Below are 18,120 nucleotides of genomic sequence, written 5' to 3' on the forward strand. Positions count from 1 at the left end.
AGACGGTTAAATATTTAGATAGGAAATCGATTATACAATAAATATATTGGCAATATCGACTACTTGTTGCGTTGTAAGTGGTTCATCATAAGCTTCTGAACCGGCCGCGGCACCAAATGCGGCAGCGGTATTAAATCCTGCTTGTACCGTTACGCCTTCACCATCATAAACAGGTTGAGTGGCTGCTGGCATTCCAGCACCTCGGTCAGAATTGGAAATCCATCCTTTTAAACCTCTTAATCTTCTTACTTCAGAAGCATGGCGAGCTTCTACAGAATGAATCTGCAATGCTGCTGTCAATAAATCTGGCGTTGTTATCAAATTTGCGGCTTGCCCTTTGTACGCTCTGACTCCCGTATCTTCAAAAGCTTGCGCTAAAGCTAAAAAGGTCGGATAATCATTAAAAGGATCAAATGCGCCTCCTACAGTAAAGTCAAAAGTGGGTTTAGGAACAAAGTTAGGGCTCATTGTACCGCCCAATCCAGCAATTAAAAATTTGACGTGATCAGATTCATGATCTGCAATTTGTTGAAAGACTTTTAAATCGCGTCCACCATTTTCAGAAGCTGGAATAACACCAGAATCCAATGCCATTGCGTAAAATTCATTTTCAAGATACTCTAAGGTTAAAGCAAACTGAAGAGCTCCAATTGGTGTTGCTGGCGTTGCTGTTATGTCTTTAGCGAAAGCTTTATTGGTAAGAGCCGACAATCCGAAAGGAATTGACGCTAATGCTAAATTTTTTCCAATATTTCCAAAATGAGAAAAACTGTCTCTGCGTGAACCAGTACTGTTCATTAAATTGTCATCAGTAAAGGATTCTATAAATTTTAAAATGTTCATAATTTCTAAGTTTTAGCGGTTAAGATTAAGGCAAGTATTTAGCTGTAAATTTTGTGGTAATAAAACCAGCAGCGATCGGCAGAATTTTAGATGGATCTTTTGCATCATCTAACCCTGTTGACATATTTACGATATCGTCTCCAGCAAAATCTTTAGAATTCGGATTGATCAAACTTCTTATGGCCGATGCATGTCTGGCCTCAACTGAAACAATTTTCCCTGCTAATAATAAGTAATCGGCAGTTTTAATTAATCTTCCAGCTCCATTGTAAGCGGCAACGCCTGTGTCTTCAAGAGCTTTTGCAGTGGCAAGAACTTCTGTACGGCTATTAAAATTTAAAGAACCGTAATTAAAGGCTAAAGAAGGAAGCAGTTGTGAACTAGGATCTGGAAGTGCACCAGTCAAAGCTGCTTTAAAAAAATCTCTATGAACTACTTCGTGATGATATAAGTCAGTCAAAACTTGACGCTCAGTGTCATTAAATACTGTATTAAAGCTTGTAGAATTTACAACTTTAGTATAAAAGTCTGCTTCTAGCTGCTCTAGGGCGTACGCATAGGTTAACACTCCAAAATCTCCCGAACCCAAATCGAAAACACCATTTCTTACTCCAGGGAGAGAAGTGTCTTCCATATTGTTGTCATTATCATTATCGCTGCAGCCAGCTAGAACCAAACCTGTGGTTACTAATGTTAATCCACTGAGCTTAAGAAAGCTCCTTCTGCTATTCAGTGAAGGATCAACTTCATGAATTTTAACTTCGTTTTTCATAATCAAGTTTTTTATTAGGTTAACAACATTGGTCTTAGTTGTTTGGTATTTTATTATTAACGAAATTTTAAGGGATACGGTTTTATAAAAATCTTCTTTTATGGATTTTTTTCGAATAGGTGGTATAATTTAAAAGACAAAAGGCTGTTTTTTGTTTTATTTTCGGTAATTCTACTATATTTGTATTAATTACATAAACTTTTATAGATGAAAGCTAAAGCAACTCTAAAACAAATTGCGAAAGAACTAGGAGTTTCTGTGTCAACAGTGTCTAAAGCATTGAATGACAGTCCGGAAATTAGTGAGCAAACGAAGGTTAAGATTAAGGAGTATGCCAAACTCAAAAATTATAAGCCGAATGTTATTGGTCTAAATTTGAAAAATCGTAAAACCAAAACGATAGGAGTAATTATTCCTAATATTCTAAATTCTTTCTTTGCGAAAGTTTTTAGCGGTATTGAGAAAGTCGCCGATAAAAAAGGATATAATGTAATTACTTGTATTTCTAACGAATCTTTAGAAAAAGAAATCCACACGCTTGAAATGTTGAGTAATGGAACTATTGACGGATTTATTCTTTCGGTTTCAGAAGAAGCTCAAAAACTTCAAGATTACAATCATTTTTCTGAAATAATTAACGACGGAACTCCAATCGTGATGTTTGATCGTATTGCTGATGAAGTAGATTGCGATAAGGTTGTCGTAGATGATTTTGATTCGGCATTAAACTCGACACAGCATTTGATTAATCTTGGATGCAAAAACATTGCTTTAATATCGTCTGTAGATAATTTAAGTGTTGGAAAATTAAGAGCCGACGGATATTTGAAAGCTTTAAAAGACAATAATATTCCGGTTAATGAAAAAATCATTCTTCGTACCGATTCTGAAGAAGATATGAAAGCTAAAATTGATTCTCTTTTTGATAATAAAATTGACGGAATTTTTGCTTTGGACGAAAATGATTCGGTTGCAGCGTTAAGAGTAAGTTTGAAAAAAGGATATAGAGTTCCAGAAGATATTTCGATTATTGGTTTTGCCGACGGAATTTTAGCTTCAAGACGTTTATCGCCAAGTTTGACTACAGTAAGCCAGCATGGAGTTGAAATTGGAGAAGTTGCTGCCAAAAGATTGATCGAAAGATTAGAAGAGCCAGAAGGAACAGTTTCAGATTATGAAACAATCGTAATCAAAACAAAATTGAAAGAAAGAGAATCAACTCGAAAAAAATAAAAAAATAAAAACCATCAGCAAAAACTGATGGTTTTTTTTATGAATTGTAAAATTGGATTGTTTTCAAGAGTTGTAAAGTCTAAAATCAACAATCTGCAATCTAAAATTATAATTAATGCGCTTCTAGCCAGTCTTTACCTAAACCAAGTTCAACTTCTAAGGGAACCGACATTTTAAAAGCGTTTTCCATTTCGTGTTTGATCATAGGCTGGATTTTTTCGAGTTCATCATTGTGAACATCGAACACAAGCTCATCATGCACCTGAAGAAGCATTTTAGACTTCCAGTTTTCGTCACGAAGTTTTTTATGAATATTGATCATGGCAATTTTAATCACATCGGCAGCGCTTCCTTGAATTGGCGCGTTTACAGCATTTCGCTCAGCGGCGCTTCTTACAACGGCGTTAGCAGAATTAATGTCTTTTAAGTAACGACGACGGCCTAAAATAGTTTGTACATAACCTTTTTCGCGTGCAAATTCGACTTGTTCTGAAATATAAGATTTCAAACGCGGATAAGTTTTGTAATATGCATCGATCAAAGCGGCACTTTCGCTTCTAGAAAGTGAAGTCTGGCTGCTTAATCCAAAAGCAGAAACACCGTATATAATTCCGAAGTTTACCGTTTTAGCATTACTTCTTTGTTCGCGGGAAACTTCTTCTAAAGCAACATTGAAAACCTTTGCAGCTGTTGCTCTGTGAATATCTTCACCGTTTTGGAAAGCGGCAATCATATTTTCTTCACCACTTAAAGCGGCAATAATTCTCAATTCAATTTGCGAGTAATCGGCAGAGATTAAAGTATGGTTTTCATCGCGTGCGACAAAAGCTTTACGAATCTGGCGCCCTCTCTCAGTACGAATTGGAATGTTTTGCAAGTTCGGATTATTAGAACTCAAACGCCCAGTTGCAGCAACCGCCTGCATATAATCAGTATGAACGCGTAAAGTCTTTTTGTCAACCTGTTCTGGTAAAGCTAAAATATAAGTGCTTTGCAGTTTTACCATCTGGCGCCAATCTAAAATATCTTTTACAATTGGGTTGTCATTTGCCAAATAAGTTAGAACTTCTTCGCCGGTTGCATATTGTCCCGTTTTGGTTTTCTTTTGCTTAGCTCCGCCAATTTTAAGTTTATCAAATAAAATATCGCCTAATTGTTTTGGAGAAGCTAGGTTGAATTTCTCACCAGCTGTTTCGTATATTTTCTGCTCCAAAGATTTGATTTCGACATCCATTTCTTTAGACATTTCTTTTAGAAAATCAACATCTAAACGAATACCTTCCATTTCCATATCAGCCAAAACACTGACTAACGGAATTTCGATTTCATCAAATAACTTTTTAGTTTCGGTTTTGTCTAATTGAGTTGTGAAGATTTCTTTTAATTGTAACGTAATATCGGCATCTTCAGCTGCATATTCTTTAATATCTTCCAAAGGAACATCGCGCATATTAAGCTGATTTTTCCCTTTTTTACCAATAAGAGTTTCAATAGATTTTGGAGAATATTTCAAATAAGTTTCTGACAAAATATCCATATTATGACGCATGTCTGGGTTAATCAGATAATGCGCAATCATAGTATCAAAAAGCTTTCCTTTTACACTAACGCCATAATTAGAAAGGATTTTTAAATCGTATTTTAAATTCTGTCCGATTTTCTCAATATTTTCATTTTCAAAAAACGGGACAAATTTTTCTACCAAAGCTTTTGCTTCTTCCTGATTTTCAGGAAACGGAACATAAAATGCTTTTCCTTTTTCATAAGCAAAAGACATTCCAACCAATTCTGCGTGTAGAGCATCAATTCCAGTGGTTTCAGTATCAAAACAAACTGAAGTCTGTTTTTGTAAATTCTGTAAAAGCATTTTAATACCTAAATCGCCTTGAATGGTTTGGTAAAAATGCTCTGTATTTTCTAAAGTGTTATAGAAAGAAGTTCTTGGAGTATCTGTATCTTCATCTTCTGTACCTCCAAAAAGATCAAATTGGTCTTGACTTTTAGCAGCCGCTTTTTTAGCTGGTTTTGCATCTGGAGTTGTAGCAGCTGTCTGGCCGCCATCTGTTCTAAATAAATTATCGAACTGCTCAGCCATTCTTCTGAATTCTAATTCCTGAAAAATAGCATCTGTTTTTTCGATATCTGGACGAGAAAGTTCGTAATCTTCTTCATTAAAAGTAACATCACAATCGGTAATAATGGCTGCCAGCTTTTTAGAAAGAATTCCTTTTTCTTTATTGGCTTCTATATTCTCTTTCATTTTACCTTTAAGCTTATCAGTATTTGCTAAAAGGTTTTCCATAGTGCCAAATTCTTTCAGGAATTTTTTGGCAGTTACTTCACCAACACCAGGAAGTCCAGGAATATTATCGACAGCATCACCCATCATTCCAAGAAAATCAATTACTTGTTCTGGCCTTTCCACTTCAAATTTTGCCAAAACCTCAGGAACTCCCCAAATTTCGATTCCGTTACCCATTCGGGCAGGTTTGTACATAAAAATATTCTCAGAAACCAATTGAGCAAAATCTTTGTCGGGCGTTACCATAAATACCTGATAGTTTTGTTTTTCGGCTTGTTTTGCAATTGTTCCAATCAAATCATCGGCTTCACAGCCTTCAAGTTCAATAATCGGAATATGCATGGCTCTTAATAATTCTTGAATATACGGAACAGCAATCTTAATTGCCTCTGGAGTTTCGTCTCGGTTTGCTTTGTATTCTACAAACATTTCGGTTCTCACATGGCTTCCTCCTTTATCAAAAGCAACGGCCAAATGATCTGGTTTTTCTCTTTTAATAACATCCAAAAGCGAGTTCATAAAACCCATAATTGCAGATGTATCCATTCCTTTTGAGTTGATTCTCGGGTTTTTAATAAAAGCATAATAACCACGAAAAATTAGTGCATAAGCATCTAGAAGAAAAAGGCGTTTTTGAGTTGACATATTAAAAATATTAGTCTGTAAAAATAAACAATTGGGTTCTCAAAAATTAGACTAACAAGATTTTTTTTCCACCATATAAGTTATATAAGTTCATTTTAGTAGAGACGCACCCGTAGAGACGTGCTTGTAGAGACACACTGCAGTGCGTCTACATATTTGTGAAGAGTTTTTAAATGAACTTATATAACTTATATGGTAGAAAAAACCACAAAAGTTAATATCAAGTTAAAATTTTTTATTCAGGGATTTCTTCATTTTCTCTTCATGTTGCGAAGGTAATTTTGATCTGTAAAATAAAAGGTATTAATTCTTAAATCTTAGAAATCATGAGAAATTTATTAATGGTATTAGTGGCAGTTTTAGGAACAAGTGCAATGGTTCATGCATTTCCTGCAAAAGATGGTAAAGAGGCTCCTGCAAAAGAAGTAAAAGCAACAAAACACCCAAAAAACAAATCTGATAAAAAAGTAAAATCAGGAAAAAATGAAGTTTCAAAAACGGAAGCTGCTAAACCAGAAACCGCTAAAATGAAAAAATAAAAATTGCTCTCGTTTTGTTTTTGTAGCATTGTAACGAAAGCAAAACAGGAATAATGATTATGAGAATGCGATTGAAGAAGCTGATGAAGAAATTTGTCAGCTTTTTTCATTCGTTAATTTTTTAATAATGTACAGCTGGATTTTTGATAATTGATTAATTTTAGTTGTGCTTAAATGCTTTGTTTATGAATGTTTTAATTGTTGAAGATAATAAAGAACTTGCTGTAGAAGTTTACGATTTTTTATGCAACGCTGGCTACATCTGTAAAATTGCGCATAATTGTGCAGATGCTCTTGAAGAATTTGGTAGTAATGATTATGACGTGATGCTGCTCGATTTGGGTTTGCCTGATGGTGATGGTTTTGAAGTTTTGCAGGCTGTTCGAAAAACTAAATCAAAAATTGCAGTAATTGTGCTTACTGCTCGAGGAGAATTGGATGACAGGATTAACGGACTTCATCTTGGAGCCGATGATTATTTGACGAAGCCTTTTGCCTTGACAGAACTGGCGGCGAGATTGTTTGCCGTGATTCGCAGGATTCATGGTTTTACTTTAAACAATTTGAGTATTCATGGTTTTTTGTTGCAGCTTCAGGATTATAAAGTAAGTTTTAATGAAATTCCGTTAAGTCTTACCAAAAAAGAATTTGATGTTTTTCAGTATTTAGTCCTCAACAAAAACCGTGTAATTACAAGACTGCAATTGACCGAACATATTTGGGGAGATATTTTAGAAGTTAATTCAGATTCTAATTTTATCGATGTTCATGTTCGAAACCTTCGCAAAAAATTAGACAAACATACTGCTATAGATTGGTTTGAGACGGTTCGAAATGTTGGTTATCGTATAAACGAATAAAACTATTCTTGTGAAAATAAAACATCAATTAGCCATTTTTAATGCATTGACCAGACTGCTGGTCATTTTAATTTTATGGCTAATGCTTCCTATTTTGGTAGAAAATGTGGTCTATCATCATATTAATAATAGTCTGCTAGAGAAAAAGAAAAAATTTATCGAGCATCTTAACCAAGCGGAAATCAATGATTTTATGGAAAATCAAGATGATTCGACTCAAACTTTTTCTGAATTTTCGACACTCCACAGCGAGTTTTTGGTGCTTTCAAAAATGCCGATAAAACCGCATCAGAAAAAAACAACTTTTACAAACGAATATCGTAAAATTGAAAATGAAGAAAGCGAATACAGAATATTACAGCATCATTTTACTTACGAAGGGCAAGATTATCAGCTTGAAATTGGAAGCAGTTTAAGCGAGGTAAACGATTTAACTTTTGTAATAAAGCTTTTTATTATCATTGTTTTTGTAATCATTCTATTGATTACTTTTTTGGCAGATACTTTTTATATCGAATACCTTTTAAAACCATTTTATAAAATCATTGATACCAAAATTAGGCGTGTAAACGAACCTGAAACATTTGACCATACTCCGATAAAAGCGGCTTCTCGAGATTTTAGGGAATTAGATTTTGTTTTGAATCAAATGATGGATCGTATTGCAGAGGTTTTTAAAAAAGAAAAGCAGTTTATATCTAATGTTTCACACGAGCTTTTAACGCCAATTGCGCTGCTTAAAAACAAACTCGAAAATTTGTTGCAAAATGAATCTTTAGATGACAACGCAATCGATAAAATTGCAGGCTCGCTAAAAACATTGGATATGCTAAAAAAAATCATCAATAATTTATTGCTGATTTCCAGAATAGATAATAATCAATATCTAGCAAATGAAGAGATTAATCTTCGTGAAATTGTTACTGACTTGCAGGAAGATCTTCAAGATCGTATTGACGACAAGGAAATTCAGTTCGAAAATAGAATGCAAAACAGCTTTGTTTTTACTGGAAACAAAACTTTAATTCATATCCTGATTTATAATTTGGTAACCAATGCCATTAAATATAATAAGCCAAAAGGAAAGATTATTGTAGAAGATGGTTTTGCAGATCACCATTATTTTATTTCTGTAAAAGATTCCGGAATTGGAATGGATGAATCACAGCTCGACAAAATATTTAGTCGTTTTGCCAGAATCAGCTCCGATCAGGAAGGGCAGGGTCTAGGGCTTGCAATTGCAAAAAGCATTGCTTCTTTTCATCATATAGAAATTACGGTAGAATCTGTAGTAGGAGAAGGAGCTTCTTTTAAATTATGGTTTCAAATTCATAATTAAAAGTTAAAATCTTCTGTAAGACTTTTTCTTCATTTTGTCTTCATTTTACGATTATACCTTTGACTTATAAATAATGAAAATAACAAATCATAAAAATTTAAAGTCATGAAAAAATTAGCAATTTTAGCAGTAGCAGTTTTAGGAACAGTTGCAATGGCAAGCGCACAAACAACTCCAGCACCAGCAAAAACAAAAGAGGTGAAAACTGAAAAAAAAGCAAGCAAAAAAGCTAAAGGAGAGAAAAAAGCAGAAGCTGCAAAAACAGAAACTCCAAAAGCAAAATAATACGAGATTTTAAGTCTTAAGATTAAATAGTTTTAAAGGTTGGTAGGTTAAAGCTGAAAGAGTCATCTTTCAGCTTTTTTATGTTTTACAGCGTTAAATTTTTTATAATAAAAAGAAATAGAATTTTCATTCTTTGTTACTTTGTTTAAAACTATATATTAAATGATTTTTCGTTTTATAATTCTATGTGCTCTTTTATTATTTATTGAGTTCTATTCATATCAGGCTTTTCGAACTTTAATCAAAGCACGCTGGGTTTTGATTAGTTACCAAATTATAAGCTTACTGGTTTTAATCTTTATTATCTATTCTTTTTCGCAACTAGATCGTTCTGTTGGCCAGACTAGACAATTTATGTTTACCACTGGGTTGATGCTGACCGTATATGTGCCAAAAATTGTGCTTACGCTAATAATGTTTGGTGAAGATATTTTTAGAGTAGGAGCCAGTATCTTAAATTATTTTGTTTATAATGCTCCTCGAAAAGAAATGATGCCCGACAGGCGAAAGTTTGTTAGTCAGATCGCTTTAGGTTTGGCTGCAATTCCATTTCTTTCTATTATTTACGGAATTTTTGAAGGGAAGTATAATTTCAAAGTAATCAAACAAACTGTATTTTTTCCTGATCTTCCAGATGCTTTTGATGGATTTAAAATTACTCAGATTTCAGACGTTCATAGCGGAAGTTTTGATAATCCTGAGAAAATAAATTATGCCATTGATCTGATCAATGAACAAGAATCGGACTTGATTTTGTTTACTGGGGATATTGTGAACACTCATGCCAAAGAAATGCATCCTTGGCTGGAAACTTTTAGCCGTATTAAAGATTATAAATATGGAAAGTTTGCGGTTTTAGGAAATCATGATTATGGCGAATATGTGACTTGGCCTTCTGAAAAAGAAAAAGACGAAAATTTTAAAGCTATTAAAAATTTGTATGGCCAAATTGGTTTCAAATTAATGCTGAACGAACATACTTATATTCAGAAAGGCGATGATAAAATTGCTTTAATTGGGGTTGAAAATTGGGGTGTGAATTTTAAGAAGGCAGGTGATTTGAATAAAGCTTCAAAAGATGTGCATCAAGACGATTTTAAAGTTTTGATGAGTCATGATCCAAGCCACTGGGATGCCGAAATTAAAGACCACCCAAAGAATTTTCATCTAACTTTTGCTGGCCACACTCACGGTATGCAGTTCGGAATTGAGATTCCGGGCTATTTTAAATGGAGTTTAGCACAATACATTTACAAACAATGGGCAGGATTGTACGAAAACGTCGGAAGATACGTTTATGTTAACCGCGGTTTTGGTTTTCATGCTTATCCGGGACGAGTTGGAATTATGCCTGAAATAACAGTAATTGAACTAAAAAAAGGCCGTAATGTCGGTTAATTCGTTAAAAATGCTACATTTGTATAATATTTATTTCTTTTAAGAGATTTAAAAAACTTAATTTTTTGGTTTTATGTCAAAATTTGGAGAACTAATAAATGCCCAAGTTCCAGTGTTAATTGATTTTTACACAGATTGGAATGAATCTTCAGTTTCTATGCATCCTGTTATTAAGGACGTAGCGGCTGCGCTTGGCGATAAAGCCAAAGTAATCAAAATTGATGTAGATAAAAATCAGGAACTAGCAGAAGCACTTCGTATTAAAGGACTTCCAACTTTAATGATTTACAAAGAAGGCCAAATGATCTGGAGACAATCTGGAGAGCTTGATGCCAATACTATAATCGGAATTGTTCAGGAACAATTTAACGTCTAAATAACTTCTCTTTTGTTGATGTTATTTAGTGAATAATGTCAAACTTATATCCGTTTTCTTTTAAAAAATGCAGTGTTCTAGGCAAAGCAAATCTTAAATTTGGAGAAGCTTTAATACTGTCATGGAATACAATTACGCTTCCTGATTTTACATTTTTGGTAACATTTTCAAGGCATTTTTCTGGAGTAATGCTTTGATCGAAATCAGCGCTTAAAACATCCCACATTACTATTTTATAACCTAAACTTCTAAGGATTTTAGATTGCGCTTTTTTGATTTTGCCATAAGGAGGACGAAACAATAAGCGGTGAGGAGCTTTTTCTTGCTCATCTAAAACAGCAGCACAGTTTTTTACATTTTCAATATAATCATTCGTATCGATTTTCCATCCGTTCACATGGTTCATGGTATGGTTGCCAATTGAATGTCCGTCGATAATTAACTTTTCAAATAAAGCCAGATTGGCTTTAATGTTTTTTCCGATGCAGAAAAAAGTAGCTTTTGCATCAAACTTTTTTAATTCAGATAAAACCCAATCTGTAATTTCTGGAGTAGGGCCATCATCAAAAGTCAGGTATATTTTCTTTTCGTTGTTAGGAATGTCCCAGCAATATTTAGAAAACACCTTTTTAATAAATGCGTTAGTTTTTACCCAATAGAAGCTCATTTTGAATTAAAATTGTATTAGTATGTATAAAATTAAAAAATGCAGTGCTATTTATCAAACAGCGCTGCATTTTTTTAATAAGTAAGATTTTCGTATATTATTTATTCTTTTTCACGTCCAAAGCGCTCAAAAACATTCACATAAGTATTAAATGTTTTTTTGTGCTGGTTGTAAAAAGCAGTGTCTTTATTATCGTCCATTACATGCAACAAACTTCTATAACGCTCAATATCTGTAATGATATCTACGGCCAAATCAGTCTGGTCAGAAGGAGTCAACGTACTGTAATAGTTTAAGTTCTCTTTATATTTCTGAACCAATTTGTTTAAAAGATCTTGTGCTTTAGCTTTTTCACCAACTTTATAATATCCATCAGTAAAAGCCTCAACCAATGAATAATATCCATATTTGTCTAAAGGCATTTTGGTCATTGCTAAATTAATTACGTTTTTAGCTTTGTCAATTTTACCTTCAGCAATAAGCTGGTTCATTAATCTAGAAAGATTAGTACGGTACGTAATACTGTTTCTTCTAGTTTCAGGATCATGATAAATGTTTCCATTGCTATTGCCCCAATCCCATTTCATTACAATATCGTACATTTTATCTGCATCGATTTGTCCCATATCTAATGGTCCGCCATCTTTAGAAGGAGTATTTTTAATTGGAACCAATTTATACACCATTCCGTCCAATTGCAGGTAATCTTTTAACCATAAATAATCTTCATCATCAAAAGCTCCACCACTAAAGTAAATTGGTCTCTTCCAGTTATTATTAGCCAAGATATCAAGCATCATTAAACGGTTTTTGTATAATGCGCTTCCTTTGATATCAATGTCTAAATAAGGAACAATAGAATCGTAATATTTAGGATTTACTACTTTATTTTGGATAATAGTGTTTTTGTCCACATTCACTCTAATCTTGTTTGTTGGATAGAAATGGATAGTTTGTCCGTTTTGTAAACCAACAGTCGATTTAGGGTTTTTGATAAAATCGATAAAATCTTTAATGTTCCAACGTGTATCGATTTTCTGAATGTAAGCTGTGTAATCCAAGTTATCTCCCACATATTGGCTATGCACAAAAGAAATAGGCAACGGATTTGATTCATAAGACTTCGCCTTCATCTGGTCAATGTACCAGTCTGTCATAAATAAACTCGTATTTACAATCTTGACATCTGTTCTAAAATGCTCAATTTCTTGCGCGTACCAAAGAGGGAAGGTATCATTGTCTCCAATGGTAAATAAGATTGCATCTTTGTCGCAAGAACTTAAATAAGCTTTTGCCATTGCAACTGCGGTATATCTTCCAGATCTATCGTGATCATCCCAGTTTTGAGAAGCCATTAAAACAGGCGCAGCCAATAAACTTCCGGCAATAATTACTGGTCCGGCAATTTTTGGTGCCAAGTATTTGTACAAACTTTCATAGAGTGAATAAACACCAAATCCGATCCAGATGGCAAAGACATAGAAGGAACCTACAAGAGCATAATCTCTTTCGCGAGGCTCAAAAGGTCTTTCATTTAAATATATTTTTAGTGCAATTCCTGTAAATAAAAACAAAGCCAAAAGTACATAGAAGCTCTTCAGATCTTTGTTTGCGTGGTACATAATACCAATTAATCCTAAAATAAAAGGAAGGAAATAATAAGCGTTACGGCCTTTGTTGTTTAAAACATCTGTTGGAAGGTTGTCTTGTGAGCCTAAATGTACAGAATCTAAAGCTTTGATACCGCTGATCCAGTTTCCGTCTAAATTATCATATTTACCTTGAACATCATTTTGGCGTCCAACAAAATTCCACATCAAATATCTCCAGTACATATATCCAAATTGATATTCAAACATGAAACTGAAGTTGTCAGCTGTAGAAGGCTTCTCAATAAGTAAATATTCTCCGTAACTTCTTAAGAATTTTATATAACCCTCATTGTCAATTTGCTTTTGAGCATAAGCTCTTCTAAACTCAGAAACTGTTTTTTCAACTTCATTGCGCAATTGAGCTGTAGCTTTGTTGTATTCATCTTCACTTAATTGACTAGCGTCGATTCCGTATTTAGCCAAATCTTCATCATAATTATAATTAGGATTGATTCGGAACTTTGGAGGATTTGTAAAGTTGATATAGTTTTGAATGTGTCCCGTTTCTGTACTCCACATTCTTGGCAGAATTGCTTTCTGATTGTCATCAGAATTTTGTTCTGCATTTTTATAATTATTGGTAATAATATATTTACCTGTTTTATAATCTCTTTCGTAGTTTGGTTTTTTATCTAAATAAGGCGTTTTAGCATCAAGACCAGCAAAAAGTTCAGTGTATTGAGGTCCGTAAAACAAAGGATTCACTCCATATTGCTCACGATTGTAATAAGCTAAAACCTCAGTAGCATCAGATGGTTTATTTTCGTTAATAACTGTGTTGGCGTTTGCACGAACAGGAAGCATTAACCAAGTTGAGAAACCAATCAAAATGAATAAAATACACAATATAATAGTGTTGTAGAATATTAAACCTTTTTGTCTAGTGTATTTTAAACCAAAATAGAAAAAGGCAACAAATAATAATGCTACAAATATAGTTCCTGAGTTAAATGGAAGTCCCATACTGTTTACCATGAAAATCTCGGTTTTTCCGAAAAATGCCATAGTAAGAGGAAGAAGCAATTTGAAAATGAATAATAAAATTCCAATAACAACTACATTGGCGATAAGGAAGTTTTTGATGGTAACTTTTTCGTAATGTTTGAAATAGTATAAAAATCCAATAGATGGAATAGTCAAAAGAGCCATAAAGTGAACTCCAAACGAAAGACCAACAACTAGTGAAATAATTAAAAGCCATTTATTTCCTTTTGGTTTGTCCATGTCTTGCTCCCAACGTAAACCAAGCCAGAAAAGCAATGCGATTAATAAAGAAGCCATTGCATAAACTTCGGCTTCTACGGCATTGAACCAAAAGCTATCAGAGAAAGTGTAAGCCAAAGCGCCTACAAAAGAACTTCCTAAAATAACAATCGAATTGTTTTGGTCAATTTCAGCAAAACGAGCCACAATCTTTTTCAAAATCATAGTCGATGACCAGAACATAAATAATATGGTAAATGCGCTAGAGAAAACAGACATCATGTTAACCATTACAGCCACATGTTGAGCATCTATCGCAAACATGGCAAAAAATGCACCCATCATCTGGAAAAGCGGAGCTCCCGGCGGGTGCCCTACTTCAAGTTTGGCTGCGGTAGCAATATATTCTCCGCAATCCCAAAAGCTCATTGTAGGTTCAACTGTTAATGTATAAGTGATTAAAGCGATTGCAAATGCAAACCAACCAATAATTGTATTCCATTTATTGAAATTGAATTGTGCCATATTTAGGTGTTAAAAATTTGAATGTTTTTCTATCCTACAAAGAAAATGTTTTTTTATGTAAAGAAACGAGCATTAACAAAAAATTCTATAAAACTATAAGTTTAAAGTAACGTGTTGTTTCTGAGAAGTTTTCGAAGTGGAAGCAGATTTCAATGTGAAAAAAATCAAAAAAAATGATTTTTTTTGGTCAAAAAGTTTGCACAAACTAAATAAAGACTTAAATTTGCACTCGCTTTACAGCACTGCTGGTCTATGGTGTAATGGTAACACTACGGTTTTTGGTGCCGTCTTTCTAGGTTCGAGTCCTAGTAGACCAACAGAAAAGTCTCTCAGAAATGAGAGACTTTTTTTTATTTAAAAAAGTTTCATTTAAAATTTGCATAAATTAAATAAAGTTTTAATTTTGCACCCGCTTAACCGCACTGCTGGTCTATGGTGTAATGGTAACACTACGGTTTTTGGTGCCGTCTTTCTAGGTTCGAGTCCTAGTAGACCAACAGAAAAGCCTCTCAGGAATGAGAGGCTTTTTTTTATGCTTTAAATTTAGGTTTTTTTTAGCGCAAAGCACACAAAGGTATACGCAAAGTATGCAAAGATATTTTATAATGAAGGCAAAGTTCTCAAAGCTTTATGTGTCTTGTTTTAAATATAGCCCGTGGTTTCAACCACGCGAAACTTATTGCGAAAGACGTATTTTTGAGGAGGCTTATTGTGAAAGCTTATTTGTGATTTAAAGAAGAGGGAACAATTCCGAATTTCTTTTTAAATGAAAATGAAAAATGCGAAAGATCTTCAAAACCAACGCCAATATATACTTCTGATGGCGGATTTCCTTGGCTGATTAAATAATATGCTTCTTGGAGTCTTTTGTTTAAAAGCCATTTTCCAGGTGTTTCTTGAAATACTTTTTGAAAGTCTCTTTTGAAAGTTGCCAAACTTCTTCCTGTAAGATACGCGAATCGCTGCATTTGGACGTTGAAATGAAAATTCTTATTCATAAAAGCTTCCAAGTCGATTTTGCCAGGTTTATTAAAATCAAATAAAATGTCTTTCAGTTCGGGGTTTACTTTTAATAAAAGATGAATGGCTTCCTTGATTTTTAAATTGAATAAAGCTTCGTTCTTTTCTTCTTCGACTTCAAGATAAGATATAAGCGATTCCATGAAAGATTTGTAGAGTGGGTTGGGAGCTAGTGAAAACATAGCGTCTGTGTCTGCTTTTTTATCAGCTTTCAAGTTGTACTCCTTGCTAATTTCTTTTAAAATTTCCTGATCAAGAAAAAGAGAAATGGTTTTAAATTCTCCTCCTTCTGGCGGAATCTTGGTAAATTTTGCCAAATGATTTCTTCTGCTAAAGCGAAAATCTCCTGCTTTTGAATGAAAGGTGTTTTTACTGTCTGAAGCGATCATTTCTCCAGAAATCTGATAGCTGAAAACATGTTCGGGTATAAAATGCTCGCCTTCTCGACTGCGTGAATAATAGCACGAGTAAAGAATTTTGGGCTTTGTATTTGGTTTAGTGCTCATATTGTAAAAATACTAAAAGATCTGGAAATCTTTAGCCTAAAGATTTCCAGATTGATGAAGATTATTTTGGCTGAATCAATGCTCTCGGCTCTAAATAAGCTTCAAGGCCAATAGTTCCAAATTCACGTCCGATTCCAGATTGTTTAAATCCGCCGAAAGGTGCCATTGGATCGTGGCCAATTCCGTTAATCTGAACACGGCCAGCATTAATTTGTGAGGCAATATTGTGGGCTCTTTTTGAATCTGAAGAACTTACATAAGCTTGCAATCCATAAGTGGTGTCGTTGGCAATTTCAATGGCTTCTTCTTCTGTTTTATAAGTGATGACAGATAAAACAGGGCCAAATATTTCTTCTCTAGCAATGCGCATCTGATTGTTTACGTTGATGAAAACCGTTGGTTTTACGAAATTTCCGTTTTCTAATCCTTCAGGTTTTCCAAGTCCGCCACTTAATATTTCTGCGCCTTCATTAATTCCTGTCTGAATATAATCTTGAACGCGATTAAATTGTTTTTCGCTAACCATTGGGCCTACTGCTGTGTTGGGATTTTTTGGGTCTCCAACAATGAAATTTGGAATTGTTTCTTTAATAAGAGCTTTTACTTCGTTCAATTTGTTTTCTGGAATCAATAATCTAGTTCCGGCAATACAAGCTTGTCCGCTATTCATAAATGCTGCGCCAATGGCAAGCGGAATAGCTTTCGAGAAATCGGCATCGTCTAGAATAATGTTTGGAGACTTTCCGCCAAGTTCAAGAGTGACTCTTTTCATGGTATTAACTGCTTCTTTTGCAATTATTTTTCCAACGTTTGTAGATCCTGTGAAAGATATTTTTGCAATATTTGGATTTCTGCTTATTTCGGCACCAACAATTTCTCCTAATCCGTTTACAATATTAAAAACGCCTTTCGGAAGATTTGCTTCGTGAAGACATTCTAAGATTAATTGTGTTTGTTGAGCGCTCATTTCGCTAGGTTTAATTACAGTTGTGCAACCAGCTGCAATTGCAGTAGATAGTTTGCTGCAGATAAAACCATTGCTTGAGTTCCATGGAATGATGATGCCGACAACACCAATTGGTGTCATTTGAACTTCAGATTCTCCCATTGTTTTAATAAAACTGTAAGAGTTAAGCAGGTTGATTGCAGAGTCAAAACTTTTTAGCATGTAATCGTAGCTTACGCTTGCAAACTGAAATGTTCCTCCATATTCTTCTGTCATTATATTGATAAAGTCGTCTTTTCTTTTTTCAACAGAAGATTTGATGTTTTTCAGGTATTCAATTCTTTCTAAGTTGGTTGTTTTAGAAAAAGTTTTGAAAGCATTTTTGGCTGCTTCAATAGCGTTTTGAGTGTCTTCAGTGTTTCCTAAACGAACTTTCCCTAATTTTTCGTTTGTTGTAGGGCTAATTAAATCAAAATACTCGGTCCCGTTTGGAGTAACGAATTCTCCATTAATGTAAATTTTGTCTATTGTTTTCATGTTATAAGCTTTTAAATTTTATTTGACAAAGTTCTGGATAAAGCTAGCTAGAGGCTTTGTTGTGAAGCTCAAATAAACTTTGTTTAAAAGCTCATGAATGAGGTTTTTTTTAAGGCTGAAGGTTTTTTATTGGTATGGGTTTGTTTTTATTTAATTGTATATCAGTATTTTATGTATATTTGATATAATAGGAATACTGCAGTGTATTTTTGTTTTTTAATAGAGTAATAATCCTAAAAAATTAAAGTTATGGATAATTTTGAAAAATTCAATTCGGAAAAATTAAGTGCCTCTGAAATGAAAGAAGTGCAAGGTGGAGGTGTTCTTGATGATTTGAATGAAGTTATTAAGAGTCTCGCGCCAATAATTGATCCTTTAATTAAAGCCATTGGAGGGTGAGATTAAAAAAAAATAAGTTGTGATATTCACTTCTATGAGTTTAATAATTAAAAAAAAAGGCTTCTCAATTGAG

General features: G+C 33.9%; 15 protein-coding genes and 2 tRNA genes. 10 read left to right on the forward strand and 7 right to left on the reverse strand.

Translation table 11 applies throughout. The features are described from left to right. Positions 1 to 30: 30 nt before the first annotated feature. Together NU08_RS18200 and NU08_RS18205 are read right to left on the reverse strand one after the other, a co-directional pair. Positions 31 to 843, reverse strand: a complete 813-nt coding sequence (locus NU08_RS18200) for a ferritin-like domain-containing protein (protein WP_129748530.1) — start codon at positions 841 to 843, stop codon at positions 31 to 33. Positions 844 to 868: 25 nt separating this feature from the next. Beyond that, positions 869 to 1,615 (reverse strand): ferritin-like domain-containing protein, encoded by a 747-nt coding sequence (locus tag NU08_RS18205; RefSeq protein ID WP_129748531.1) that lies wholly within the window; start codon positions 1,613 to 1,615, stop codon positions 869 to 871. A 207-nt stretch (positions 1,616 to 1,822) separates the two neighbouring features. Between NU08_RS18205 and NU08_RS18210 the strand changes: the two genes are divergently transcribed. Next, on the forward strand, positions 1,823 to 2,848 hold the full coding sequence (locus tag NU08_RS18210; RefSeq protein WP_129748532.1) for a LacI family DNA-binding transcriptional regulator: 1,026 nt from the start codon (positions 1,823 to 1,825) through the stop codon (positions 2,846 to 2,848). Positions 2,849 to 2,960: 112 nt separating this feature from the next. On the opposite strand, the gene polA is transcribed toward NU08_RS18210, so the two are convergent. Beyond that, positions 2,961 to 5,795: a DNA polymerase I gene (gene polA, locus NU08_RS18215; protein WP_129748533.1), complete on the reverse strand. Its 2,835-nt coding sequence runs from the start codon at positions 5,793 to 5,795 to the stop codon at positions 2,961 to 2,963. A 326-nt stretch (positions 5,796 to 6,121) separates the two neighbouring features. Between polA and NU08_RS18220 the strand changes: the two genes are divergently transcribed. The 6 genes from NU08_RS18220 to NU08_RS18245 all read left to right on the forward strand — a co-directional run bounded on the left by NU08_RS18220 (position 6,122) and on the right by NU08_RS18245 (position 10,592). After that, entirely contained in the window at positions 6,122 to 6,334 is a 213-nt protein-coding gene (locus NU08_RS18220) for a hypothetical protein (RefSeq protein WP_129748534.1), read from the forward strand. A 185-nt stretch (positions 6,335 to 6,519) separates the two neighbouring features. Beyond that, a complete protein-coding gene (locus tag NU08_RS18225) occupies positions 6,520 to 7,194 on the forward strand; it encodes a response regulator transcription factor (protein WP_129748535.1) in 675 nt (224 codons plus the stop codon). 10 nt (positions 7,195 to 7,204) lie between these two features. After that, positions 7,205 to 8,533 carry a sensor histidine kinase gene (locus tag NU08_RS18230; protein WP_242502593.1) on the forward strand — a complete coding sequence of 443 codons (1,329 nt, stop codon included), beginning with the start codon at positions 7,205 to 7,207 and terminating at the stop codon, positions 8,531 to 8,533. A gap of 105 nt (positions 8,534 to 8,638) precedes the next feature. Further along, entirely contained in the window at positions 8,639 to 8,818 is a 180-nt protein-coding gene (locus NU08_RS18235) for a hypothetical protein (RefSeq protein WP_129748536.1), read from the forward strand. A gap of 162 nt (positions 8,819 to 8,980) precedes the next feature. After that, a complete protein-coding gene (locus NU08_RS18240) occupies positions 8,981 to 10,216 on the forward strand; it encodes a metallophosphoesterase (protein ID WP_129748537.1) in 1,236 nt (411 codons plus the stop codon). Positions 10,217 to 10,289: 73 nt separating this feature from the next. Continuing rightward, complete coding sequence (locus NU08_RS18245; RefSeq protein WP_008466807.1) at positions 10,290 to 10,592, forward strand: thioredoxin family protein; 303 nt, start codon at positions 10,290 to 10,292, stop codon at positions 10,590 to 10,592. A 25-nt stretch (positions 10,593 to 10,617) separates the two neighbouring features. Here NU08_RS18245 and NU08_RS18250 read toward each other — a convergent pair whose 3' ends face one another. Continuing rightward, complete coding sequence (locus tag NU08_RS18250; protein ID WP_129748538.1) at positions 10,618 to 11,259, reverse strand: polysaccharide deacetylase family protein; 642 nt, start codon at positions 11,257 to 11,259, stop codon at positions 10,618 to 10,620. A gap of 101 nt (positions 11,260 to 11,360) precedes the next feature. Continuing rightward, positions 11,361 to 14,639, reverse strand: coding sequence for a DUF2723 domain-containing protein (locus NU08_RS18255; RefSeq protein WP_129748539.1), 3,279 nt, complete (start codon positions 14,637 to 14,639; stop codon positions 11,361 to 11,363). Positions 14,640 to 14,885: 246 nt separating this feature from the next. Between NU08_RS18255 and NU08_RS18260 the strand changes: the two genes are divergently transcribed. Continuing rightward, a tRNA-Gln gene (locus NU08_RS18260) sits at positions 14,886 to 14,956 on the forward strand. Between the two features lie 109 nt (positions 14,957 to 15,065). Further along, positions 15,066 to 15,136 (forward strand) — tRNA-Gln (locus NU08_RS18265). A gap of 222 nt (positions 15,137 to 15,358) precedes the next feature. Here the strand turns inward: NU08_RS18265 and NU08_RS18270 are convergent. Both NU08_RS18270 and NU08_RS18275 read right to left on the reverse strand, forming a co-directional pair. Then, entirely contained in the window at positions 15,359 to 16,165 is an 807-nt protein-coding gene (locus NU08_RS18270) for a helix-turn-helix domain-containing protein (protein ID WP_129748540.1), read from the reverse strand. A 61-nt stretch (positions 16,166 to 16,226) separates the two neighbouring features. Continuing rightward, complete coding sequence (locus NU08_RS18275) at positions 16,227 to 17,648, reverse strand: aldehyde dehydrogenase family protein (RefSeq protein WP_129748541.1); 1,422 nt, start codon at positions 17,646 to 17,648, stop codon at positions 16,227 to 16,229. 249 nt (positions 17,649 to 17,897) lie between these two features. Here NU08_RS18275 and NU08_RS22390 point away from each other — a divergent pair, with 249 nt between their 5' ends. After that, on the forward strand, positions 17,898 to 18,047 hold the full coding sequence (locus NU08_RS22390; RefSeq protein WP_165352481.1) for a hypothetical protein: 150 nt from the start codon (positions 17,898 to 17,900) through the stop codon (positions 18,045 to 18,047). The last annotated feature ends 73 nt before the right edge of the window (positions 18,048 to 18,120 follow it).

Origin of the sequence: Flavobacterium anhuiense (genome assembly GCF_004151235.1) — a bacterium.
Taxonomy (GTDB): Bacteria; Bacteroidota; Bacteroidia; order Flavobacteriales; family Flavobacteriaceae; genus Flavobacterium; species Flavobacterium anhuiense_A.